The sequence below is a fragment of the Pseudomonas sp. C 49-2 genome, assembly GCF_003970195.1.
Classification (GTDB): Bacteria; Pseudomonadota; Gammaproteobacteria; order Pseudomonadales; family Pseudomonadaceae; genus Aquipseudomonas; species Aquipseudomonas canadensis.
The window spans coordinates 287,814-312,010 of record NZ_RXYG01000007.1 but is presented as its reverse complement, the minus strand read 5'-3'; the positions used below and the strand labels follow the sequence as shown (position 1 = coordinate 312,010).

At 60.3% G+C, this 24,197-nt stretch carries 22 protein-coding genes; 18 read left to right on the top strand and 4 right to left on the bottom strand.

What is annotated here, in order from left to right:
• The first annotated feature begins 51 nt into the window (after window positions 1-51).
• From hscA to EJ576_RS16585, 14 genes are all read left to right on the top strand, one after another.
• Window positions 52-1,914 carry a Fe-S protein assembly chaperone HscA gene (gene hscA / locus EJ576_RS16650; RefSeq protein ID WP_126570719.1) on the top strand — a complete coding sequence of 621 codons (1,863 nt, stop codon included), beginning with the start codon at window positions 52-54 and terminating at the stop codon, window positions 1,912-1,914.
• 3 nt (window positions 1,915-1,917) lie between these two features.
• A complete protein-coding gene (gene fdx, locus EJ576_RS16645; RefSeq protein ID WP_126570718.1) occupies window positions 1,918-2,259 on the top strand; it encodes an ISC system 2Fe-2S type ferredoxin in 342 nt (113 codons plus the stop codon).
• A gap of 14 nt (window positions 2,260-2,273) precedes the next feature.
• Window positions 2,274-2,474 (top strand): Fe-S cluster assembly protein IscX, encoded by a 201-nt coding sequence (gene iscX, locus EJ576_RS16640; RefSeq protein WP_126570717.1) that lies wholly within the window; start codon window positions 2,274-2,276, stop codon window positions 2,472-2,474.
• Window positions 2,475-2,566: 92 nt separating this feature from the next.
• A complete protein-coding gene (gene ndk / locus EJ576_RS16635; protein ID WP_003175956.1) occupies window positions 2,567-2,992 on the top strand; it encodes a nucleoside-diphosphate kinase in 426 nt (141 codons plus the stop codon).
• Window positions 2,993-3,021: 29 nt separating this feature from the next.
• Window positions 3,022-4,170, top strand: coding sequence for a 23S rRNA (adenine(2503)-C(2))-methyltransferase RlmN (rlmN, locus tag EJ576_RS16630; protein WP_122728717.1), 1,149 nt, complete (start codon window positions 3,022-3,024; stop codon window positions 4,168-4,170).
• Window positions 4,171-4,182: 12 nt separating this feature from the next.
• On the top strand, window positions 4,183-4,941 hold the full coding sequence (gene pilW / locus EJ576_RS16625) for a type IV pilus biogenesis/stability protein PilW (RefSeq protein ID WP_123478457.1): 759 nt from the start codon (window positions 4,183-4,185) through the stop codon (window positions 4,939-4,941).
• The gene (locus EJ576_RS16620) at window positions 4,941-5,921 is read left to right on the top strand and encodes a RodZ family helix-turn-helix domain-containing protein (RefSeq protein WP_122728713.1); all 981 of its coding nucleotides are present in this window, start codon (window positions 4,941-4,943) and stop codon (window positions 5,919-5,921) included. The genes pilW and EJ576_RS16620 overlap by 1 nt, the downstream gene beginning before the upstream one ends.
• 2 nt (window positions 5,922-5,923) lie before the next feature.
• A complete protein-coding gene (gene ispG / locus EJ576_RS16615; protein WP_003175952.1) occupies window positions 5,924-7,033 on the top strand; it encodes a flavodoxin-dependent (E)-4-hydroxy-3-methylbut-2-enyl-diphosphate synthase in 1,110 nt (369 codons plus the stop codon).
• Window positions 7,034-7,056: 23 nt separating this feature from the next.
• Window positions 7,057-8,346 (top strand): histidine--tRNA ligase, encoded by a 1,290-nt coding sequence (gene hisS, locus EJ576_RS16610; RefSeq protein ID WP_027605419.1) that lies wholly within the window; start codon window positions 7,057-7,059, stop codon window positions 8,344-8,346.
• Between the two features lie 41 nt (window positions 8,347-8,387).
• Window positions 8,388-9,029: a tetratricopeptide repeat protein gene (locus EJ576_RS16605; protein ID WP_126570716.1), complete on the top strand. Its 642-nt coding sequence runs from the start codon at window positions 8,388-8,390 to the stop codon at window positions 9,027-9,029.
• Window positions 9,022-10,173 carry an outer membrane protein assembly factor BamB gene (bamB, locus tag EJ576_RS16600; protein ID WP_122728709.1) on the top strand — a complete coding sequence of 384 codons (1,152 nt, stop codon included), beginning with the start codon at window positions 9,022-9,024 and terminating at the stop codon, window positions 10,171-10,173. Before EJ576_RS16605 ends, bamB begins: the two co-directional genes overlap by 8 nt.
• Window positions 10,174-10,307: 134 nt before the next feature.
• A complete protein-coding gene (gene der / locus EJ576_RS16595; RefSeq protein ID WP_016977675.1) occupies window positions 10,308-11,777 on the top strand; it encodes a ribosome biogenesis GTPase Der in 1,470 nt (489 codons plus the stop codon).
• Between the two features lie 121 nt (window positions 11,778-11,898).
• Window positions 11,899-13,047, top strand: coding sequence for a pyridoxal phosphate-dependent aminotransferase (locus EJ576_RS16590; protein ID WP_126570715.1), 1,149 nt, complete (start codon window positions 11,899-11,901; stop codon window positions 13,045-13,047).
• Window positions 13,035-13,826 (top strand): amidohydrolase, encoded by a 792-nt coding sequence (locus EJ576_RS16585; protein ID WP_126570714.1) that lies wholly within the window; start codon window positions 13,035-13,037, stop codon window positions 13,824-13,826. Before EJ576_RS16590 ends, EJ576_RS16585 begins: the two co-directional genes overlap by 13 nt.
• Window positions 13,827-14,002: 176 nt before the next feature.
• Here EJ576_RS16585 and leuA read toward each other — a convergent pair whose 3' ends face one another.
• The 4 genes from leuA to EJ576_RS16560 form a co-directional block, all read right to left on the bottom strand.
• The gene (gene leuA, locus EJ576_RS16580; RefSeq protein ID WP_016977678.1) at window positions 14,003-15,682 is read right to left on the bottom strand and encodes a 2-isopropylmalate synthase; all 1,680 of its coding nucleotides are present in this window, start codon (window positions 15,680-15,682) and stop codon (window positions 14,003-14,005) included.
• A gap of 323 nt (window positions 15,683-16,005) precedes the next feature.
• Window positions 16,006-16,827 carry a M23 family metallopeptidase gene (locus EJ576_RS16570; protein ID WP_126570713.1) on the bottom strand — a complete coding sequence of 274 codons (822 nt, stop codon included), beginning with the start codon at window positions 16,825-16,827 and terminating at the stop codon, window positions 16,006-16,008.
• A gap of 3 nt (window positions 16,828-16,830) precedes the next feature.
• Window positions 16,831-18,210, bottom strand: coding sequence for an exodeoxyribonuclease VII large subunit (gene xseA / locus EJ576_RS16565; RefSeq protein WP_126570712.1), 1,380 nt, complete (start codon window positions 18,208-18,210; stop codon window positions 16,831-16,833).
• Between the two features lie 10 nt (window positions 18,211-18,220).
• Window positions 18,221-19,111 carry a LysR family transcriptional regulator gene (locus EJ576_RS16560; protein ID WP_122728698.1) on the bottom strand — a complete coding sequence of 297 codons (891 nt, stop codon included), beginning with the start codon at window positions 19,109-19,111 and terminating at the stop codon, window positions 18,221-18,223.
• 99 nt (window positions 19,112-19,210) lie between these two features.
• Here EJ576_RS16560 and EJ576_RS16555 point away from each other — a divergent pair, with 99 nt between their 5' ends.
• From EJ576_RS16555 to guaA, 4 genes are all read left to right on the top strand, one after another.
• The gene (locus EJ576_RS16555) at window positions 19,211-19,978 is read left to right on the top strand and encodes a sulfite exporter TauE/SafE family protein (protein WP_068937983.1); all 768 of its coding nucleotides are present in this window, start codon (window positions 19,211-19,213) and stop codon (window positions 19,976-19,978) included.
• 155 nt (window positions 19,979-20,133) lie between these two features.
• The gene (locus tag EJ576_RS16545) at window positions 20,134-20,682 is read left to right on the top strand and encodes a hypothetical protein (protein ID WP_028617835.1); all 549 of its coding nucleotides are present in this window, start codon (window positions 20,134-20,136) and stop codon (window positions 20,680-20,682) included.
• A gap of 220 nt (window positions 20,683-20,902) precedes the next feature.
• Window positions 20,903-22,372 carry an IMP dehydrogenase gene (guaB, locus tag EJ576_RS16540; protein WP_010207937.1) on the top strand — a complete coding sequence of 490 codons (1,470 nt, stop codon included), beginning with the start codon at window positions 20,903-20,905 and terminating at the stop codon, window positions 22,370-22,372.
• Window positions 22,373-22,452: 80 nt separating this feature from the next.
• The gene (gene guaA, locus EJ576_RS16535) at window positions 22,453-24,030 is read left to right on the top strand and encodes a glutamine-hydrolyzing GMP synthase (RefSeq protein ID WP_016977685.1); all 1,578 of its coding nucleotides are present in this window, start codon (window positions 22,453-22,455) and stop codon (window positions 24,028-24,030) included.
• The last annotated feature ends 167 nt before the right edge of the window (window positions 24,031-24,197 follow it).

Here is a 24,197-nt window from a genome sequence, read left to right as displayed (position 1 = left end):
CAGTGTGCTACCCGTGATGCACGCCTGATAGACAGATAAGACCTGATTACCATGGCCCTACTGCAAATCGCCGAACCCGGCCAAAGTCCTCAACCGCACCAGCGTCGCCTGGCGGTCGGGATTGACCTGGGCACCACCAATTCCCTGGTTGCTGCCTTGCGCAGCGGCCTGTCCGAGCCGTTGCCCGACGCTGATGGCCAGGTGATTCTGCCGTCTGCCGTTCGCTACCACGCCGACCGCATCGAAGTCGGTGAGTCGGCCAAGCTGGCGGCGTCTACCGATCCGTTGAATACCGTGCTATCGGTCAAGCGCTTGATGGGTCGTGGTCTGTCCGACGTCAAGCAATTGGGCGACCAGCTGCCGTACCGCTTTGTTGGCGGTGAATCCCACATGCCGTTCATCGACACCATCCAGGGCCCGAAAAGTCCGGTGGAAGTGTCGGCCGATATCCTCAAGGTGCTGCGCCAGCGCGCGGAAAAAACCCTGGGCGGAGAACTGGTCGGCGCAGTGATCACTGTTCCAGCTTATTTCGATGACGCTCAGCGCCAAGCCACCAAGGACGCGGCAAAACTCGCCGGCCTGAACGTGCTGCGCTTGCTCAACGAACCGACTGCGGCGGCCGTGGCTTATGGCCTGGACCAGCACGCCGAAGGCCTTGTCGCTATTTACGACCTGGGCGGGGGTACCTTTGATATTTCGATCCTGCGCCTGACCGGCGGCGTCTTCGAAGTGCTTGCCACCGGTGGCGACAGCGCCCTGGGCGGCGATGACTTCGACCACGCCATCGCGGGCTGGATCATCAGCAGCGCTGGCTTGTCTGCCGACTTGGACCCGGGCGCGCAGCGCAACCTGCTGCAAACCGCTTGCGCGGCCAAGGAAGCGCTGACCGATGCTGCAAGCGTTGAAGTTTCCTACGGCAGCTGGTCGGCCCAGCTGACGCGCGAAGCCTTCGATGCGTTGATCGAACCGATGGTTGCCCGCAGCCTGAAAGCCTGCCGCCGCGCGGTGCGCGATTCCGGTATCGAGCTGGAAGACGTCGGCGCCGTGGTCATGGTCGGCGGCTCCACCCGTGTGCCGCGCGTGCGTGAAGCCGTCGCCGAGGCCTTCGGTCGCCAGCCGCTGACTGAAATCGACCCGGATCAAGTGGTCGCCATTGGCGCTGCGATCCAGGCCGATACCCTGGCCGGTAACAAGCGCGATGGTGGCGAACTGCTTTTGCTCGACGTGATCCCGCTGTCCTTGGGACTGGAAACCATGGGCGGCTTGATGGAGAAGGTGATTCCACGCAACACCACCATTCCCGTCGCCCGCGCCCAGGACTTCACCACGTACAAAGATGGCCAGACGGCCATGATGATTCACGTGTTGCAAGGTGAGCGCGAGCTGATCAGCGACTGCCGCTCCCTGGCGCGCTTTGAATTGCGCGGCATTCCGGCGATGGTGGCGGGTGCGGCGAAGATTCGCGTGACCTTCCAGGTCGACGCCGACGGCTTGCTCAGCGTCGCCGCGCGTGAATTGGCCTCCGGTGTTGAAGCCAGCATCCAGGTCAAGCCGTCCTACGGCCTCACCGACGGTGAAATCGCCAAGATGCTCAAGGACTCGTTCCAATATGCCGGTGACGACAAGGTCGCCCGTGTATTGCGTGAGCAGCAAGTCGACGCCCAGCGCCTGCTCGAAGCGGTGCAGGGCGCGCTGGATGCTGACGGCGAGCGCCTGTTGGATGCCGAAGAGCGCATGGTCATTGACCTGCAGATGCAGGAATTGGCCGAACTGATGAAAGGCAACGATGGCTATGCCATCGAGCAACAGACCAAGCGCCTATCCCAAGTGACCGATGCCTTTGCCGCCCGTCGTATGGACCAGACGGTCAAAGCCGCCCTGGCGGGACGCAACCTGAATGAAATCGAGGAATAATTAATGCCGCAGGTCATTTTTCTGCCACACGCCGAGCATTGCCCGGACGGTATGGTCGTGGAGGCTGAGACCGGCAAGTCCATCCTCGAAGTTGCCCATGACAACCACATCGAGATCGAAAGCGCCTGCGGCGGTGTGTGCGCTTGCACCACGTGCCACTGCGTCATCCGCGAGGGCTTCAACAGCCTGGAAGAGGCTGACGAGCTGGAAGAGGACTTCCTTGACCGCGCGTGGGGCCTGGAAGCGACTTCGCGTCTAAGCTGTCAAGCAAAGGTCGGGAAGGAAGACATCACCGTCGAAATTCCGAAATATTCCCTCAACCATGCCGCTGAAGCGCCGCATTGATTCAAGGAAATGTCATGAGCCTGAAATGGGTTGATGTACAAGAAATCGCTATACAACTTGCTGAAGCTCATCCGGAGGTCAATCCTCTTACGGTCAACTTCGTCAAGCTGCGCAATCTGGTGACGGAGCTGCCGGACTTCGATGACATCCCTGATCGGGGTGGCGAGAAGGTCCTGGAGGCGATTCAAGGCCTGTGGATCGAAGAAGCAGACTGAGCCGCCTTTTTACGCAGTTAGGCAATACCCAATAACCCGCGTATAATTCGCGGGTTTAATTTTTCGTAAATTACCGTTTCTGGAGTTACACCATGGCTGTTCAACGTACTTTCTCCATCATCAAGCCTGACGCTGTTGCAAAAAACGTCATCGGCGAGATCACCACTCGTTTCGAAAAAGCCGGCCTGAAGGTTGTAGCTTCGAAACTCAAGCAACTGTCCAAAGCAGAAGCTGAAGGCTTCTACGCTGAGCACAGCGCTCGTGGTTTCTTCGGCGACCTGGTTGCCTTCATGATCTCCGGTCCTGTTGTTGTTCAGGTTCTGGAAGGCGAAAACGCTATCGCTCTGAACCGTGAGCTGATGGGCGCTACCAACCCTAAAGAAGCTGCTGCCGGCACTATCCGTGCTGACTTCGCTGAATCCATCGACGCCAACGCTGTACACGGCTCGGACTCCGAAGCTGCCGCTGCTCGCGAAATCTCGTACTTTTTCGCTGCTACTGAAGTAACCGCTCGCTAAGCATCGGCTTAAAGAGTGAGGGTGAATCCATGACTACATCGACTGTTAAAACCAACCTGCTGGGTCTGACCCAGCCGGAAATGGAGAAATTCTTCGACTCAATCGGGGAGAAGCGTTTCCGTGCCGGTCAGGTAATGAAGTGGATTCACCACTTTGGCGTCGACGATTTCGATGCCATGACGAACGTCAGCAAGGCCCTGCGCGACAAGCTCAAGGCCATTGCTGAGGTCCGTGGTCCCGAAGTGGTCAGCGAGGACATCTCCAGCGACGGCACCCGTAAGTGGGTGGTGCGCGTGGCGTCCGGCAGCTGCGTCGAGACCGTGTACATTCCCCAGGGCAAACGTGGCACCTTGTGCGTTTCGTCCCAGGCAGGCTGTGCCCTGGACTGCAGTTTCTGCTCCACCGGCAAGCAAGGCTTCAATAGCAATCTCACCGCCGCCGAAGTGATCGGCCAGGTGTGGATTGCCAACAAATCCTTTGGCAGCGTCCCGGCGACCGTCGACCGTGCCATCACCAACGTGGTGATGATGGGCATGGGTGAGCCGCTGCTGAACTTCGATAACGTCATTTCGGCCATGCACCTGATGATGGACGACCTGGGCTACGGCATCTCCAAGCGCCGTGTGACCCTGTCGACCTCCGGCGTGGTACCGATGATCGATGAGTTGGCCAAGCACATCGACGTCTCCCTGGCGCTGTCGCTGCATGCACCGAATGACGCATTGCGTAACCAATTGGTGCCAATCAACAAGAAGTATCCGCTTAAGATGCTGCTCGAATCTTGCCAGCGCTATATGGCAACGTTGGGCGAGAAGCGAGTGTTGACCATTGAGTACACCCTGCTCAAGGACATCAACGACAAGGTCGAACACGCGGTCGAGATGATCGAGTTGCTCAAGGACACCCCGTGCAAGATCAACCTGATTCCGTTTAACCCGTTTCCACATTCTGGCTACGAGCGGCCGAGCAACAACGCTATCCGCCGTTTCCAGGATCAACTGCACCAGGCCGGCTACAACGTCACCGTCCGCACCACCCGTGGTGAAGATATCGACGCCGCCTGTGGCCAATTGGTAGGGCAGGTGATGGACCGCACCCGCCGCAGCGAGCGTTATATCGCCGGGCGTGAGTTGAACGCCGCCGACGATCTGCCGCTGATTGCTGTGAATCGAATCTGAGAGAGGATCTCTATGCCCTTGCGCCTTGCGCTGCTTTTGCTTGTTACCGGTCTCGCGGCCGGTTGTGTTTCATCGGGTCATGAGAGCCCTTTGCAAACCGGTAAAGGCCGTGACGAGGCGCGGGTTGCCTATGTGCAACTGGGCTTGGGTTACCTTCGACAAGGCATGAGCGAACAGGCCAAAGTGCCGCTGCAGAAGGCCCTGGAGCTGGACCGCGACGATGCCGACGCCAATGGCGCACTGGCGTTGGTGTTCCAGGCCCAGGCCGAGCCTGAACTGGCCGAACAGTATTTCCATAAGGCCCTGGCCTCCCGTCCTGCCGACCCGCGGCTGCTGAACAATTACGGCAGCTTCCTGTTCGAGCATAAACGTTATGACCAGGCCGCCCTTTATTTCCAGCAAGCCAGCGCTGATACCCTCTATCCTGAGCGCTCGCGGGTATTCGAGAACCTTGGGGTGACCTCGATGCGCTTAGGTCAACGCGACAGCGCCCGCCAGCAACTGGAAAAAGCCCTGCATTTGAACAGTCGCCAGCCTCGGGCATTGCTCGAAATGGCTGAGATATCCTTTGATGACAGGCATTATGTGCCAGCACGTGACTATTACGAGCGTTTTAGCCTGCTCAGTGGGCAAAATGCACGTAGTCTATTGCTCGGCGTGCGCCTGGCGACGGTTCATGAAGAACGCGACACGGCCGCACGTTTTGGCCAGCAACTCGAACGACTCTATCCCGGTACGCCGGAATATCAGCAATACCTGTCGGAGCAATGATGAAAGCGGCGCACCCGGAAGTTGTAGCAGCTAATCGCGTAAACCCAGGCGACACCTTGCGCCAGGCCCGCGAAAGCAATGGTTGGTCGCTGGCGGAAGTGGCCCTCAAGCTCAATTTGACCACGACGTCCCTGGGCAACTTGGAAGCTGGCGCGTTCGATAAGCTGCCTGGGCACACCTTTGCCCGCGGCTATATCCGTGCCTATGCCAAATTGCTGGGTATCGACCAAGCCATACTGGTCCAGGAATTCGACCAATTCACCGGCACCGACTCCCAGGGCAGCAATGTCCACGGCCTGGGGCGCATCGAAGAGCCGGTGCGGGTTTCCCACACGATTTTGCGAATAGTCAGCCTGTTGCTGCTGATCGCGGTCATTGGTGGCGGTTTCGTCTGGTGGCAAGACCAGACCTCCCAGCGCGCCAAGGACTTGACCAGCAACGCAATGGAGCACGTCGAAGTCGAGAGCGCTGACGGCACCACCCAGATTCACCCGCTGGATGAGCCGGAAGACCAGGCCGTTGCCGAAAGCCAGGCCGCGCCGGAAGCACCGGCTGCCACCGAGCAGCCAGCCGCACCGGAAACCGCGCCAGCCGCGACTGCTGCCGCACCGGCTCCTGCAACTCCTGCTGTCCCGGCTCACACTCCGGCCGCTCCAGTGCAGGCGCCAGCGACTCCGGCTCCAGCCGCTCCCGCTGCCCCTGCGATTTCGCCGCCCACCACCCCAGCGTTGATCGCCGGTGATGGCCGTGTACAGATTACCTTCATCGCTGACTGCTGGACACAAGTCACCGATGGCAACGGCAAAGTGCTGTTCAGCGGTCTGAAGCGTAAGGGAGATACGCTCGACCAGGGCGGCAAGCCTCCTTTGACGCTGCGTCTGGGCTTTGCCCGTGGCGCGCAAGTGGCCTACAACGGCCAGCCTGTGGACGTAGCGCCGTTCACCAGTGGCGAGACCGCTCGCCTGAAGTTGGGACAATAGTCATGCACGGCGAATCTCCAATCAAACGTCGCGTATCGCGCAAGATCTGGGTCGGCTCGGTGCCGGTGGGTGGCGATGCCCCCATCGCGGTACAAAGCATGACCAACAGCGACACCAATGATGTGGCCGCCACGGTTGCCCAGATCAACCGTCTGGAAGCAGCCGGCGTGGACATCGTGCGCGTCTCCGTGCCGGACATGGATGCTGCCGAAGCCTTTGGCCGCATCAAGCAATTGGTCAAGGTGCCATTGGTTGCTGATATTCACTTCGACTACAAGATCGCATTGCGCGTGGCCGAGCTGGGTGTGGACTGCCTGCGTATCAACCCGGGCAACATCGGTCGTGAAGACCGTGTGCGTGCGGTGGTTGATGCGGCTCGCGACCGTGGCATTCCAATCCGTATCGGCGTCAACGCCGGTTCCCTGGAAAAAGACCTGCAAAAGAAATACGGCGAACCTACCCCAGCGGCGCTGGTTGAATCGGCGCTGCGCCACGTTGAGCATCTTGAGCGCCTGAATTTCCAGGACTTCAAGGTCAGCGTAAAGGCCTCCGACGTGTTCATGGCGGTAGAAGCCTACCGCCTGCTGGCCAAGGAAATTGTGCAGCCGTTGCACCTGGGTATCACTGAAGCGGGCGGTTTACGCTCAGGCACAGTGAAATCTGCGGTAGGTCTCGGTATGCTGCTCGCCGAAGGGATTGGCGATACTATCCGCATCTCGCTGGCAGCAGACCCTGTAGAGGAAGTGAAAGTCGGTTACGACATTCTCAAATCCCTGCGTTTGCGTTCCCGTGGCATCAATTTCATTGCCTGCCCGAGCTGCTCGCGGCAGAACTTCGACGTGGTTAAAACCATGAACGACTTGGAATTGCGCCTTGAAGACCTGCTGGTGCCGCTGGATGTTGCAGTGATCGGTTGCGTGGTCAACGGGCCGGGCGAGGCCAAAGAGGCCCATGTGGGCCTGACCGGTGGTACGCCGAACCTGATCTACATCGACGGCAAGCCGTCGCAGAAGTTGACGAATGACAATCTGGTGGATGAGCTGGAAAAGCTGATCCGCGAGAAAGCGGCCGAAAAGGTCGCGGCTGACGCAGCGCTGATAGCGCGCGGCTGATTGAACGAATTTAAGGATTTGATGTGAGCAAGTCTCTGCAAGCCATTCGTGGCATGAACGACATCCTGCCGGAACAGACGCCGCTGTGGCGCTATTTCGAGGGCACTGTCGCGCGCCTGCTGGATAACTACGGTTACAAGCAGATCCGCATGCCGATCGTCGAGTTCACCGAGCTGTTCAAGCGCTCCATCGGTGAAGTAACCGACATCGTCGAAAAAGAGATGTACACCTTTGAAGACCGCAACGGCGACTCCCTGACCCTGCGTCCGGAAGGCACTGCCGCCTGCGTTCGCGCTGTGCTTGAGCATGGCCTCACCGGTGCTGGCCAGCCGCAGAAGTTGTGGTACATCGGCCCGATGTTCCGCCACGAGCGTCCACAGAAAGGCCGTTATCGCCAGTTTCACCAGATCGGCCTGGAAGTGTTCAACATCGACGGCCCGGACATCGACGCCGAGCTGATCGTCCTGACCTGGCGCCTGTGGGGCCTGCTGGGCATCCGCGACGCGGTCAAGCTTGAACTCAACAGCCTGGGCACCAGTGAATCCCGCGGCCGCTACAAAGTGGCCCTGGTCGAGTACCTGTCCGCCCACCTGGACAAGTTGGACGAAGACAGCCAGCGCCGTCTTAAGACCAACCCATTGCGCGTCCTCGATACCAAGAACGCCGATACCCAAGCCGTGCTGGTCAATGCGCCGAAAATGGCCGACTACCTGGATGACGAGTCCCGTATCCACTTCGAGGGCCTCAAGGCTCGCCTGGATGCGGCCGGTATTCCGTTCGTGATCAACACCAAGCTGGTGCGCGGTCTCGATTACTACAGCAAGACCGTGTTCGAGTGGGTCACCGACAAACTCGGCGCCCAGGGCACCGTGTGTGCTGGTGGTCGTTACGACGGCCTGGTCGAGCAGATGGGCGGCAAGCCGACCACCGGCGTGGGCTTCGCCATGGGCATCGAGCGGCTGATCCTGCTGCTGGAAACCCTGGAGCAGGTCCCGGAAGAGATCTCCCGTCAGGTGGATGTGTACCTGTGCGCCTTTGGCGAGGCCGCCGAACTGGCTGCCCTGGCCCTGAGCGAAAAGGTTCGCGACCAACTGCCCAACCTGCGCCTGCAAGTCAATGCCGGCGCTGGCAGCTTCAAGAGCCAGTTCAAGAAGGCCGACAAGAGCGGTGCGCTGTATGCACTGATCCTCGGCGATGACGAGCTGGCCCAGCAAGTGATAGGTTTCAAACCCCTGCGTGGCCAGGGCGAGCAACAGAACATTGCCTTTGATGCGCTCGCTGCGCACTTGGCCACCTGCGTCGTGCAGGGTTGAAGCTGTCGAACAGCCGAATTTAGCGATTAAGGAGTATTGGGGTGTCGAGTTCTGATGATGATCAACTGGCCGAGTTCAAGGACTGGTGGCAGCGTAACGGCAAGCCCCTGGTTACTGGCGGTCTGCTGGCTTTAGTGGTGGTGTTCGGCTGGCAAGCCTGGACCAAGTATCAGGCTAACCAGTCCCAAGGCGCCTCGATCCTCTATCAGCAATTGCTGGAAACCACCCTGACGCCGGACGGCAAGCCTGATCCTGCGCAGGTTGCAGACCTGGCCGGCAAGCTGAAGAACGAATTCGGCGGTAGCACCTACGCCCAATACGGCAGCCTGTTCGTCGCGAAAGTCGCGGTCGACACTGGCAAGCTGGATGACGCCGCCGCTGAGCTGAAGGCCGTCGCCGACAAGCCGACCAACCCGACCCTGGGTGAAATCGCACGTCAGCGCCTGGCTCAGGTACTGGCGGCACAGAACAAGGCTGACGAAGCACTCAAACTGCTCGACGGCGATGCTGACAAGGCATTTGTAGCCACTCGCGAAGAGCTCAAGGGCGACCTGTTGGTCCAATTGGGTCGTACCGACGAAGCCAATGCTGCGTACCAAAAAGCCAAGGCGGCGCTGTCTGATGAAGCGGCGGTCGGTGGCTTACAAATCAAGCTGGACGACTTGGCCAAAGGGGATGCGTGACGTGATCCGTTGGAAACATGCAGCATTGCTGGCTCTGGCCGTTCTGGCCGCGGGTTGCAGCAGCAACAGTAAAAAAGAACTGCCTCCGGCCGAGCTGACCAGCTTCAAGGAAGAAGTGGTCCTGCAAAAGCAGTGGAGCCGCTCCATCGGTGACGGTCAGGGCGACACCTACAACATGTTGGTACCGGCAATCGACGGTGACAACATTGTGGCCGCTGACGTGACCGGCGTGGTGATCTCCATGGATCGCATGAACGGCGACGTGAAGTGGAAGAAAGACCTCGAATTGCCAGTCTCCGGCGCCGTCGGCGTGGGTTACGGCATGGTGATGCTCGGCACGCTGAAAGGCGAAGTCGTGGCCCTGGACTCCAGCACCGGTGAAGAGAAATGGCGCGCTCGCGTGACCAGTGAAGTCCTCGCACCGCCTGCCACCAACGGCGATATCGTCGTGGTGCAAACCCAGGACGACCGTGTAATCGGCCTCGACGCCAGCACTGGCGAACAGCGTTGGTTGTACGACAGCACCCCAGCGGTGCTGACGTTGCGCGGTACCAGTGGTCCGATTGTGACCAACAATCTGGCCGTTGCAGGCCTGTCGACCGGTAAAGTGGTCGCCCTGGATACCCAGAACGGCGTGCCGGCCTGGGAAACCCGTGTGGCCATCCCGCAAGGTCGCTCCGAGCTGGACCGCGTAGTGGACATCGACGGCGGCCTGCTGCTGTCCGGTGAAACCCTCTACGTCGCTACCTACCAGGGCCGTGTTGCCGCACTGGACCTGCAGAGCGGCCGCGTTAACTGGCAGCGTGATGCTTCCAGCTACGCCGGTGTCGCCCAAGGGTTTGGCAGCGTCTACGTAAGCCTCTCGTCCGGCACCGTTGAAAGTGTCGACGAACGTTCCACTACCGCGCTGTGGAGCAACGACTCCCTGGCTCGCCGTCAATTGTCGGCACCGGAAGTGTTTTCCAGCTACGTCGCCGTGGGTGACTTCGAAGGCTACCTGCACCTGCTGAGCCAGGTGGACGGTCGCTTCGTGGGTCGCGAGCGTATCGACAGCGACGGCCTGCGTGCGCGTCCGCTGGTCGTGGGTAACATGCTTTATGTGTTTGGCAACAGCGGCAAGCTGGAAGCCCTGACCATCAAGTAAGAACTATGCTTGGGGTAACACCCAGGCGGCCCCGCTTCGGCGGGGCATGCGGCATTTGATTATGCTGCCCCGAGCACCAGCCGCTGCCCTGCAGCGGCTTTTGTATTTTCTGAAATAACGAAGTGGAGAGCCGCATGGTTCCCGTAATCGCCCTGGTGGGCCGACCTAACGTCGGCAAGTCCACCTTGTTCAACCGCCTGACCAGGACTCGCGACGCCATCGTCGGCGACTTGTCCGGTCTGACCCGTGATCGCCAATACGGTGAGGCAAAGTGGCAAGGGCGCTCCTACATTATTGTCGACACCGGTGGTATCTCCGGTGACGAGCATGGCATGGACGAAAAGATGGCCGAGCAGTCTCTGCTCGCCATTGAAGAAGCCGATGTCGTGTTGTTCCTGGTGGACGCCCGTGCGGGCTACACCGCTGCTGACCAAATGATTGGCGAGCACCTGCGCAAGCGCAACAAGCGTTCCTATCTGGTCGCGAACAAGATCGACAACATCGATCCTGAAGCGGCCCGTGCCGAATTCAGCCCGATGGGCCTGGGCGATGCGATTCCGGTCGCCGGCGCTCACGGTCGCGGTATCACCCAGATGCTGGAAATCGCCCTGCGCGATTTCCCTAAGGATGATGTCGAGGAAGAAGAAGGCGAAGAGGAAATCGTTGCCGAAGGCGAGGAAGCCAAGCGCATTCCTGGCCCGAGCGAAAAAGACGGTATCAAGATCGCCATCATCGGCCGTCCTAACGTCGGCAAGTCGACGCTGGTCAACCGCATGCTCGGTGAAGACCGGGTTATCGTCTACGACCAACCCGGCACCACCCGCGACAGCATCTACATCCCGTTCGAACGCAACGAGGAAAAGTACACGCTGATCGATACCGCAGGTGTGCGCAAGCGCGGCAAGATCCACGAGGAAGTTGAAAAGTTCTCGGTGGTGAAAACCCTGCAAGCGATCAAAGACGCCAACGTGGTGATCTTTGTGATGGACGCCCGCGAAGGCGTGGTGGACCACGACCTCAACCTGCTGGGCTTTGCCCTGGAGGCCGGTCGGGCACTGGTGATCGCGATCAACAAGTGGGACGGCATGACGCCGAGCGAGCGCGATTTCGTCAAGATCGAGCTGCAACGCCGCCTGTTCTTCGTCGAGTTCGCCGATATCCACTTTATCTCGGCACTGCACGGCACCGGCGTGGGCAACCTCTACGCGTCCGTACAGAACTCGTTCAAGTCCGCGGTCACCCGTTGGCCGACCAATCGCCTTACCCAGATCCTGGAAGACGCCGTTGGTGAGCACGCGCCGCCGATGGTCAACAACCGCCGGATCAAACTGCGTTACGCCCACTTGGGTGGTGCCAACCCGCCGATTATCGTGATCCACGGTAACCAGATCGAGAAGGTGCCGAAGTCCTATGTGCGTTACCTGGAAAACACCTACCGCCGTGTCTTGAAACTGGTCGGTACGCCGATCCGTATCGAGTTCAAAGGTGGCGAGAACCCATACGAAGGCAACAAGAACACACTGACTGACCGTCAGGTGAACAAGAAGCGTCGTTTGATGACTCACCACAAGAAGGCCGACAAGAAGCGCCGTGACAAGAAATAACGGCAGCTTCAAGTTGTGAGAGAGGGCTCCTTTGGAGCCCTTTTTTGTGCGCGATGGTTTGTGCCTTGACCCGGTGCAGTTGGCAGCTTAAAACTTGGGGCTCACCTGCAGGGGCCTTTCGATGATCACCAGTAAGCTGCCGAATGTCGGCACGACCATTTTCACCACCATGTCGCAACTCGCTGCCGAAACCGGCGCGCTCAACCTGTCCCAGGGCTTCCCGGACTTCAATGGCCCCCAGGCTTTGCTCGACGCGGTGGGCAAGCACATCGCCCTCGGTCACAACCAATATGCCCCTATGACAGGTCTGCCGGTGCTGCGTCAGCAGGTGGCCGCCAAGATTGCCCGCAGTTACGGCGCCACGGTCAATGCCGACAGTGAAGTGACCATCACCGCTGGCGCCACCGAAGCGATCTTCTGCGCGATCCAGGCAGTGATTCGCACGGGCGATGAAGTGATCGTGTTCGACCCCAGCTACGATAGCTATGAGCCTTCGGTGGAGCTGGCTGGCGGTTGCTGCGTGCATGTGCAACTGAGCCTGAACGGCTTTACCCTCGACTTCGAGAAGGTCAAGGCGGCGCTGTCACCGCGCACGCGCATGATCATTCTCAATACCCCGCACAACCCTACAGGTGCCTTGATCAGCCGCGCCGAGCTGGACCAATTGGCCGAACTGATCCGTGACCGTGATATCTATCTGGTCAGCGACGAAGTCTACGAACACTTGGTATTCGACGGCGTGTCTCACGTCAGCGTGTTGGCTCACGAAGAACTCTACCAGCGCGCGTTTGTGGTCAGCTCTTTCGGCAAGACCTATCACGTCACTGGCTGGAAAACCGGCTATGTCGTCGCGCCGCCAGCCCTCACCGCCGAATTGCGTAAGGTGCACCAATACGTCAATTTCTGCGGCGTGACCCCACTGCAATACGCGTTGGCCGATTTCATGGCCGAACACCCGGAACACGTCGACGAATTACCGGCGTTCTACCAGGCCAAGCGTGACCTGTTCTGCGACCTGTTGGCGCCGTCCCGTTTCAGCTTTACCCGAGTGACCGGTACCTACTTCCAACTGGTGGATTACTCACAGATCCGCCCGGACCTGGATGACGTCGCCATGTCCTTGTGGATGACCCGCGAACACGGTGTGGCCACCATCCCGGTTTCGCTGTTTTACCAGACCCCACCCCAAGGCCAGCGCCTGGTGCGCCTGTGCTTTGCCAAACGCGAGGAAACGCTGCGCCAAGCGGCGGAAAAACTATGCGTGATCTGAGTGCACTGCCAGACCTGAACATCGCCCTGGTCCAGACCAGCCTCGCCTGGCATGACCGCCAGGCCAACCTCGAACATTTCGAACTGCTGTTGGAGCAAGCCAAAGGCGCCGACCTGATTGTGTTGCCGGAGATGTTCACCACCGGCTTCTCGATGGAGTCGCAAGCCCTTGCAGAGCCTGAAAACGGCCCGACCCATCATTGGCTCCAGGCCCAGGCGGCGAAGTACAGCGCGGTGATTACCGGCAGTGTGATCATCCAGGCCGCCGACGGCAGCCACCGCAACCGCCTGCTGTGGGCGCGTCCGGATGGCGAGGTGCTGCATTACGACAAGCGCCATCTGTTCCGCATGGCGGGTGAGCATAATCACTACACGCCGGGCGAACGCCAGGTGCAGTTCGAATTGAAGGGCTGGCGTATTCGCCCGTTGATTTGCTACGACCTGCGCTTCCCGGTATGGAGCCGCGACGCCCAGGACACCGACCTGCTGCTGTACACCGCCAACTGGCCGGGTGCGCGGCGTTCACACTGGAACCGGCTGCTGCCGGCGCGGGCTATTGAAAACCTGTGCTACGTGGCGGCAGTGAATCGGGTGGGCACGGATGGGAAGGGCTTTGCTTACACTGGGGATAGCCAGGTGTTGGACTTCCAGGGTGAGACCCTGCTGAGTGCGGGGGAGGCGGACGGTGTATTTGCAGTGAGTCTGGACGCGGCGGAGTTGGCGGCTTACCGCACGCGGTTTCCCGCGAACTTGGACGCCGATACTTTTCAGTTTGTCTGAAGCACCGCCTTCGCGAGCAAGCCCGCTCCCACACTCGACCGCGTTTATCCTGTAGGAATACGGTCAAAATGTGGGAGCGGGCTTGCTCGCGAAGAGGCCATCAGCATCACCCACAACCCAAAGCGAAAAAGGCCCCTGGATTCTCACCCAGAGGCCTTTCATATTTCAGCAGCCAGTTACGCCGCCTTGGCTTCCTGCTGGCTCAACGAGCGGTTCAGCGCACTGAACAGCGCCTTGAAGCTGGCGGTGGTGATGTTTTCATCAATACCCACGCCATGCACCGGACGCTCACCGTTCACACGCAGCTCGATGTAGGCCGCCGCTTTGGCGTTGGTGCCTGCGCCGATTGCATGTTCGTTGTAGTCCATGATCTCCACACCAATCGGCAGGCCTGCCACCAGCGCTTCCAACGCGCCGTTGCCTTTGCCTTTCCAGTGCAGGTTGGTTTCGCCCTGGCCCTTGCCGGAGACTTCCACCTCAACAAAGCTGTTACCGTTTTCTTCCTGCAGGCGATGGCTGACCAGCGCGTACGGGGTGTTGGCTTGCAGGTATTCACGCTGCAGCAAGGCGTAGATCTGCGGCGCTGTCATCTCCAGGCCTACGCGGTCGGTTTCGGCCTGTACCACTTGGCTGAACTCGATCTGCATGCGACGCGGCAAGCTGATGTCGTATTCCTGCTCCAGCAGGTAGGCGATGCCGCCTTTGCCCGACTGGCTGTTCACGCGAATCACCGCCTCGTAGCTGCGGCCGATGTCGGCCGGGTCGATCGGCAAGTACGGCACTTCCCACAGCGCATCGTCTTTCTGCTGGGAGAAACCTTTGCGGATCGCGTCCTGGTGAGAGCCGGAGAACGCGGTGTGCACCAGGTCGCCGACGTACGGGTGACGTGGGTGCACCTGGATCTGGTTGCACTCCTCGACGACCTTGCGCACGCCGTCGATGTCGGAGAAGTCCAGCTGCGGGTCGAGGCCCTGGGTGTACATGTTCAGGGCCACAGTGACGAGGTCGACGTTACCGGTACGCTCGCCGTTGCCGAACAGGCAGCCTTCGACACGGTCGGCGCCGGCCATCAGGCCCAGCTCGGTGGCGGCCACGCCAGTGCCACGGTCGTTGTGGGTGTGCAGGCTGATGATCACGCTGTCACGACGGTTGATATGGCGACCGAACCACTCGATCTGGTCGGCATAGATGTTCGGCGTGGCGCATTCCACGGTAGCCGGCAGGTTGAGGATCATCTTGTGCTCAGGCGTCGGGTTCCACACCTCGATCACCGCATCACAGACTTCCTTGGCAAACTCCAGTTCGGTGGCGCTGAAGGTCTCCGGGGAGTATTCGAAGGTCCACTGGGTTTCCGGCTGCTGGGCGGCGTATTTGACGAACAGCTTGGCCGCGTTGACCGCGATGGCCTTGATGCCGTCCTTGTCCTGGTTGAACACGATGCGGCGGAAGGACGGCGACGTGGCGTTGTACAAGTGCACGATGGCCTTCTTGGCGCCGCGCAGGGATTCGAAGGTGCGTGCGATCAAGTCTTCACGGCCCTGGGTCAGCACCTGGATGGTGGTGTCCTCGGGGATGTGGTTGTCTTCGATCAGGGTACGTACGAAGTCGAAGTCGGTTTGCGAGGCGGCTGGGAACGAGGCTTCGATTTCCTTCACGCCGACGGCAACCAGAGTCTTCCAGAAACGCAGCTTTTTCACCGCGTCCATCGGCTCGATCAGCGACTGGTTGCCATCACGCAGGTCTGAGCTGCACCAGATCGGCGCTTCGGTGATGGTCTTCGACGGCCAGGTGCGGTCCGGGATGTCGATAGTCGGGAACGCGCGGTACTTCGAAGACGGGTCTTTGAGCATGCTCATCGGGAAATCCTTTGTTGTAGGGGCCGAGAAAAGGCGGCCTGCCGTGGAACTGTTATTGGGGATAAATCGCGGGACGAGGCAGATCGATTCAGCCTGGCAGTCGTGCGCTGACGAGGCACAGGCTGCGGTGCTGGCGGAGCTGAATGAGGGTGTGAGAGGTTTTCATAAGCCCAACCCTAACCGTCGGGGTGAAAGATGGCAAGCAGTCGCGAAAAATTGAGAGAAGTTCTGCTATCTACGTAGGAAACGAGATTTTGTGCCTGGGGATTTGTCGAGGGTTGGTTTTAATTGCGCGCCCATTATCAGGCGCGCAATCGAGCGTTTCAGGGCTGGAACGCGCCAATAAAGATCGCCGGGTCGACTCGCGCGTCGTTCAGGCTGACGTTCCAGTGCATGTGCGGCCCGGTCGCGCGGCCCGTGGCACCGACTTTACCCACCACCGCGCCACGCGTGAGCTGGTCACCGACTTTCACGTCGATCTTCGACATGTGGCAGAACATGCTGATAAAGCCCTGGCCGTGGTCGACGAACACGGTATTGCCGTTGAAGAAGTAGTTGCCTACCAGAATCACTTTGCCGTTGGCCGGCGTCTTGATCGGTGTACCGGCCGGCACGGCGAAGTCCAGGCCCGAATGGGGATTGCGCTCTTCACCGTTGAAGAAACGCCGCACGCCAAACTTGCTCGACAGCGGCCCGTTTACCGGTTTGTCCAGCACCAGGTTGCTCGGCAGGTTCGGGCTGAAACTTCGGTAAGCCTTGATCTGCACCGCCAACTCCGCCTCGATGCGTTTCAGCTGCGCCGGGTCGGGGTTCACCTGGCTTTTGTTTTTCAGGGTGATGCGCTGTTCCGGGTACTTCTTGTAGCCGACGATAAACGGCAGGTTACGCCCGCCGCTGCTGATGCGTTCGTTGCCGGGCTTGACTGTCAACGGGATGCCGACAATTGCCAGCCAGTTGTCCGCCTCTTTCACCACCAGCACAGGCTTGCCCAAGTACGTGGCCTTGGGTGCAGCGGCGGAAGGGCCCAGTTCGACCACGGCAACGCCACCTGGCACCGGCTTGTTCAAGGTGCGGGTGATGTAGCTATCGGCATGAGCGTTAACGGCAAGGCACAGCAGCATCAACACACTAAAGAGACGTGGCATCAATCAATCCAATAACGAAAGGGTGACGGGTGTCAGGTGGTTGTCTTCCACCCGCACTTGCAATTGGCCTTCACCGAGACGCGCGGTGAGGCGCTGGCCGGTGTGGGTCTGCGCAGCAGTGCGAATGGCATGGCCGCGCTCGTCCAGCAGGATGCTGTAGCCACGGCCCAGGGTCGCCAGCGGGCTGACCACGTGCAGCGTCTGCATCTGACTTTGCAGTTGCAGGCGTCGCGCCTTGAGGCCTTCGCGCATGGCGCGGGGCAGGCGTTCTGCAAGGCTGTCCAGGCGCTGGCGCAGCAGTGCCAGTTGGCGACCGGGGTGCTGGCCGGCAAGGCGGGTTTCCAGGCGGATCAGGCGCTCGCGGCGGGTATTGAGGCTGCGCTCGAATGCACGGCGCAGGCGCATGTCCAGGTCATCGAGGCGCTGGGCTTGCTGGCGCAGGCGTTCGCCAGGGTGGCGCAGGCGTCGCGCCATGCCCTCCAGTCGCAGGCGGTCATGGCTCAGGCGATTGCGCATCAGCATCACCAGGCGGCGGTGCAGGTTCTCGACCTGGCGCACCAAATGGCTGGCGTCCGGTGCCAGTAATTCAGCAGCCGCAGAAGGGGTAGGGGCGCGCACGTCGGCCACGAAGTCGCTGATGGAGACATCGGTTTCATGGCCAACAGCGCTGACGATTGGCGTGACGCAGGCGTCCACCGCGCGGGCTACGGCTTCTTCGTTGAAGCACCAGAGGTCTTCCAGCGAGCCGCCGCCACGGGCCAGGATCAGCGCATCGAAGCCGCGTGCATCTGCCAGTTTCAGTGCGCGCACAATCTGCGGGATGGCTTCGCGGCCTTGCACGGCGGTGGGGATCAGGGTCAGTTCAATGTTTGGCGCACGACGGCGGAACACGCTGATGATGTCGCGAATCACCGCGCCGGTCGGCGAACTGATAATGCCGATGCGCCGAGGGTGCGCCGGCAGCGGCACTTTGCGCTCGGCGCTGAACAGGCCTTCGGCGCTGAGCTTTTCCTTCAGCGCGTCGAACGCCAGGCGCAGTGCCCCATCACCGGCTGGCTCCACGGTGTCGAGGATCAGTTGGTAATCACCACGCCCCTCGAACAGCGAAACCTTGCCGCGTACCTTCACCGCCAGGCCGTCCTTCAGCGCCTGGCGTACTCGCGCGGCGTTGTTGCGAAACAGCGCGCAACGCACCTGGGCGCCGCTGTCCTTGAGGGTGAAATACACATGGCCAGAGGCCGGGCGGGCGAGATTGGAGATCTCGCCTTCGACCCAGATATTGGTGAACACGTCTTCCAGCAACACCCGCGCACGGCCGTTCAGCTGGCTGACAGTCAGGACTTCGCGGTCCAGGCCCAGACGGGCAAAAGGATCTTTAATCATGGGCGGCAGTTTATAGGCATTCGTGCAAGGTTTGACAGAATTGCTCCACCAGCGCGCTCGGCCGTTGTGCGCAGGCCAGGGCCACGGTGCTAAGGCAGTCCGGGTCGGCCAGGGGCAAAAAGTGCACAGTGGCAGGAGCGATGTCCTGCATGGATTTTGGTAACAAGGCAATACCGAAGCCGGCCTGGATCAACTGCAATTGGGTGGTCTTGCGTGACATCACCCGTGCAGCCTTGGGGAAAAATCCCGCACGCATGCACAATTCGGCTGACAGATAACTCAAGCCGCCCCGCTGGGGATGGGGGATCGAGATAAACGCTTCGTCCTTCAATTGCCCCAGTTCGATGGGCGCATTGCTGCGCGCCAACCCATGATTCGGCGGCACCGCCAGCAACAGTTGCTCGCTATATAAAGGCACGACTCGCACGCCTTCGCGCTGGCGCAACACGGGCAGGCGCAACAGCCCGACTTCCAGCCGACCGTCGGCGATTTCTTCCAACTGCGCTTCGGAGGACAGTTTGACGATGTCCATCGACACCCCAGGGCAGCGTTCCAGCCAGGTGCTGATGCCTTGCAGCAATGGGCCGCTCATCGGCACAGTGCTTGAATGGCTCAGGCGCAGCGTGCCCAGTTCGCCATTGCCCACTTGTTTGGCCATCTCGCTGGCCTTGATCAGCTCACTCAGCAGGTTGCGTGCTCGCGGATAGAAGGCCTCACCCGCAGCGGTGAGTCGTGGTTGGCGTGCAGTACGCTCGAACAGGGGCGTTTGCAGCTGGGCTTCCAGCTCCTTGATCTGCCGGCTCAAGGCGGACTGCGCCACAAACAGGCGTTCGGCGGCGGCGCTGAAGCTGCCGCTGTCGGCGATTTCGACGAAGTAACGCAGTTGGCGGGTGGAAATCACGCGTCATGCCTTTTCGAGATGGGTGGAGGGCTTTGAAGATATTAGTCGCATCTCTCGGCGCTGGCTAAAGTGAAGGCCATCTCTAATAAGGAATGACCCATGAACCCGGTTGAGCTGATGAGCCAGTGGTCGTTTGGTGGTGTGGATTGGCTGGTGATCGGCCTGGGCATTGTCGTGGCCTATATCGTGTTCGGTATCGCGGGATTTGGCACCGCCTTGGTGGCGGGGCCGTTGCTGATCCTGTTCATGCCGCTGTCGAAGATCATCCCACTGCTGGTGCTGCTGGATTTTGTCGCAGCGTTTGGCAACCTGCTGCAATCGCGGCAGGACGTGAACAAGCCGGAGCTGCTGCGCTTGCTGCCGTGCATGGCGATCGGTTGCACACTGGGCGTGGTGTTTTTGCTCAATCTGCATTCGGACCTGCTACTGCTGCTGATGGGCTTGTTTATCAGCGTCTATGCGGTCTACAGCTTGGCAGTGAAGGCACGGCCAGCCCAACTGGCGGCGGGTTGGTCGGTTCCCATGGGCACCGTCGGTGGTTTGTTCGGCGCATTGTTTGGCAGTGGCGGCTTTCTCTATGCGATCTATCTCAATAGCCGCCTGCCCAAGGACGCCGCGCGCGCCACCCAGAGTGCGTTGATCAGTTGCAGCACGGTGGTGCGTCTGAGCCTGTTCCTGGTAGCCGGGGTGTATGCTGATTTGCCGCTGTTGATGTTGGCGGTGTGCCTGCTGCCGGCGATGGCCCTCGGGCTGTGGTGCGGGCGTAGGCTGACGATGCGCATGTCGCGTGAGGCGTTTGTAAGGTTGGTGACGTGGTTGGTGCTGGCGAGTGGGATTGCGTTGATTGGGCGTTACTTGAGCACTTGACCTCATTTTTTACAGGGATTAAGCTGCCAGCCTTCAGGGCCTCTTCGCGGGCAAGCCCGCTCCCACATTCGACCGCATTTCTCCTGTAGGAATGCGGTCACCTGTGGGAGCGGGCTTGCCCGCGAAGGCGTCAGACGCCACACCGCAGGACTCTCATGAATTCCCAAAGCATCCTTGTCCCGAAAATCTCCACTTTGCCCGTCCACGAACCCCGCGCCCGGGCAATCGTGCGTTGGCTGGTGCGCAAGAACATCATCAAGGAAGAACTCACCACTTGCGGCCGTACCGGCAACCGCATGGGCTATGCCCTCGCCGATGGCGCTCGCGCCGTGGTGTTGTACCCCGAGGCGCTGCCGTTCAACGAGCCGATCAATGGCCTGGAGATCATCTACAAGCGCTGCATCTACACGCCGGCCAAGGGTTTTCTCGAAGAAGCCGGTTGCCCGGAATGCCGCAAGGAAGTCGGTGAAGCCCTGTTCGAAAGCCTCGAAGACTGGATGCCCGGTCACACCGACAACTTCACCTGCCCGCTGTGCGGGCATGAAGACGACATCAACGGGTTCCTGTTCCTACAGCAATGCGGGTTTTCCAACCTGGGATTTATCTTCAACAACTGGGCAGAGGCCGGGTTCAAGCAGAGTTTTATCGACGAATTTGCCGATTGGCTGGACCAGAAGATGAGTTGGGTCAAAGTCGAGTTGTAACTCACTGCGGCGCCCCCCTGTAGGAGCCCGCTTGCCGGCGCTGGCGCCCAATGGTCGAGCGCCAGGCTCAAGGGCCTCATCGCCGGCAAGCCGGCTACTAAAGAGGGCTGTTTTTCCCCATCTATCAGTATTACCAAGTTTGTCAGAGTTTTACATTGAGCCCGGCAGGGTGCATGTATATAATGGCGCGCTTCCATTTTCCCGCTCGGGAGCCCCCGCGATGCTGCGTATCAGCCAAGAAGCTCTGACATTCGACGACATTCTCCTAGTGCCCGGTTATTCCGAGGTGCTTCCTAACGAAGTCAGTCTCAAGACCCGCCTAACCCGTGGCATCGAGCTGAATATTCCCCTTGTTTCCGCTGCCATGGACACCGTCACTGAAGCCCGTCTGGCCATCGCCATGGCTCAGGAAGGCGGCATCGGCATCATCCACAAGAACATGACCATCGAGCAGCAAGCTGCCGAAGTGCGCAAGGTCAAGCGTTACGAAGCCGGTGTGGTGAAAGATCCGATCACCATCGAAGCCGACGCCACCGTGCGTGACCTGTTCGACCTGACCCGCCTGCACAACATCTCCGGTGTTCCGGTGCTGCACGATGGCGACTTGGTCGGTATCGTCACTTCCCGTGACGTGCGTTTCGAGAACCGTCTTGAAGTCACCGTCCGTGAAGTGATGACGCCCAAAGAGCGTCTGGTCACTGTCAAGGAAGGCGCCGACAAGAACGATGTGCGCGAACTGCTGCACAAGCACCGCATCGAGCGTGTGCTGATCGTCGACGACAAATTCGCCCTCAAAGGCATGATGACCGTCAACGACATCGAAAAAGCCAAGGCTTACCCGCTGGCCAGCAAGGATGACCAAGGTCGTCTGCGCGTTGGCGCGGCGGTCGGCACCGGTAAAGACACGGGCGACCGTGTTTCGGCCCTGGTCGCTGCCGGCGTTGACGTGGTGGTGGTCGACACCGCCCACGGTCACTCCAAAGGCGTGATCGACCGCGTGCGTTGGGTCAAACAGAATTTCCCTGAAGTGCAAGTGATCGGCGGCAACATCGCCACCGGCGCTGCCGCCAAGGCCCTGGCCGAAGCGGGCGCGGATGCGGTCAAGGTCGGTATCGGCCCAGGCTCGATCTGCACCACCCGTATCGTAGCGGGTGTGGGCGTGCCGCAAATCAGCGCCATCGCCAACGTCGCCGCAGCCCTTGAAGGCACTGGCGTACCGTTGATCGCCGACGGCGGCATCCGTTTCTCCGGTGACCTGTCCAAGGCCATCGTAGCCGGTGCTTCCTGCGTGATGATGGGCTCGATGTTCGCCGGTACTGAGGAAGCGCCAGGCGAGATCGAACTGTTCCAGGGCCGTTCGTACAAGGCTTACCGTGGCATGGGTTCGCTGGGCGCCATGTCCCAGGCGCAAGGCTCTTCCGATCGTTACTTCCAGGACTCCTCGGCAGGCGCCGAGAAGCTCGTCCCGGAAGGCATCGAGGGCCGTGTTCCTTACAAAGGCACCCTGAGCGCGATCATCCACCAACTGATGGGCGGCCTGCGTTCCTCGATGGGCTACACCGGCAGCGCCGACATCGAAGAGATGCGCACCAAGCCAGAGTTCGTACGGATCACCGGCGCCGGCATGGCTGAATCCCATGTCCACGACGTGCAGATCACCAAGGAAGCGCCAAACTACCGCGTAGGTTGATGCTTCCAGCAAACTGTTAAGTAACCGGGGCTGTTCTTCAGCCCCGAGTTGTTTCTGATTCATTAGACGAGACTGACTTCATGGCCCTCGACATTCACGCCCACCGCATCCTGATCCTCGATTTCGGTTCCCAGTACACCCAACTGATCGCCCGCCGCGTGCGCGAAATCGGCGTGTACTGCGAACTGCATCCGTTCGACATGGACGACGAAGCGATCCGCGAATTCGCACCGAAAGGCGTCATCCTCGCCGGTGGCCCCGAGTCCGTGCACGAAGCCAACAGCCCGCGCTGCCCGCAGGCCGTATTCGACCTGGGCGTACCGGTCTTCGGCATTTGCTACGGCATGCAAACCATGGCCGAGCAACTGGGCGGCAAGGTCGAAGGTTCCGAGCTGCGTGAATTCGGTTATGCCCGTGTCGACGTGGTCGGCAAGAGCCGCCTGCTGGACGGCATCGAAGACCATGTCGACGCCGACGGCCTGTTCGGCCTCGACGTGTGGATGAGCCACGGTGACAAGGTCACCAAGATGCCGGAAGACTTCCATATCCTGGCCAGCACCCCGAGCTGCCCGATCGCCGGCATGTTCAGCGACGAGCGTCGTTACTACGGCGTGCAGTTCCACCCGGAAGTGACCCACACCAAGCAAGGCGGCCGCATCCTGTCGCGCTTCATCCTCGACATCTGCGAGTGTGAAGCCCTGTGGACCCCGTCGAAGATCGCTGAAGACGCCATCGCCCAGGTGCGCGCCCAGGTCGGCACCGACAACGTATTGCTCGGCCTGTCCGGCGGCGTTGACTCCTCCGTGGTCGCAGCCCTGCTGCACAAAGCCATCGGCGACCAACTGACTTGCGTGTTCGTCGACAACGGCCTGCTGCGCCTGCACGAAGGCGAGCAAGTGATGGCCATGTTCGCCGAGAACATGGGCGTCAAAGTGATCCGCGCCAATGCTGAAGATCAGTTCTTGAACAACCTGGCCGGCGAGTCCGACCCGGAGAAGAAGCGCAAGATCATCGGTCGTACCTTCATCGACGTGTTCGATGCCCAGTCCAACAAACTGGACAACATCAAGTACCTCGCCCAGGGCACTATCTACCCCGACGTGATCGAGTCGGCCGGTGCCAAGAGCGGCAAGGCCCACGTGATCAAGTCCCACCACAACGTGGGTGGCCTGCCTGAGGAAATGAACCTCAAGCTGGTAGAACCGCTGCGCGAACTGTTCAAGGACGAAGTCCGCCGTCTGGGCCTGGAACTCGGCCTGCCGTACGACATGGTCTACCGCCACCCATTCCCAGGCCCGGGCCTGGGCGTGCGGATCCTCGGTGAAGTGAAAAAGGAATACGCAGACCTGCTGCGTCGCGCCGACCACATCTTTATCGAAGAACTGCGCAAGGCCGACTGGTACCACAAAGTCAGCCAGGCATTCGTGGTGTTCCAGCCGGTGAAGTCGGTTGGCGTTGTCGGCGATGGCCGTCGTTACGCCTGGGTCGTGGCCCTGCGTGCCGTCGAAACCATCGACTTCATGACCGCCCGCTGGGCACACCTGCCGTACGAACTGCTGGAAACTGTCAGCGGCCGTATCATCAATGAGATCGAAGGCATTTCGCGCGTGACGTATGACGTGTCGAGCAAGCCGCCGGCGACGATTGAGTGGGAGTGATCCTGCGGTAGCAGGTGAACGCTGAACAACAAAACCCCGGCCATGTGCCGGGGTTTTGTGTTTATGGAATACGGTAAATGGATCACCTCGATTCTCTGTAGGAGCTGGCTTGCCAGCGATGAGGCCCATGAATGATGTGGCGGGTTCAAGGATGCCATCGCCGGCAA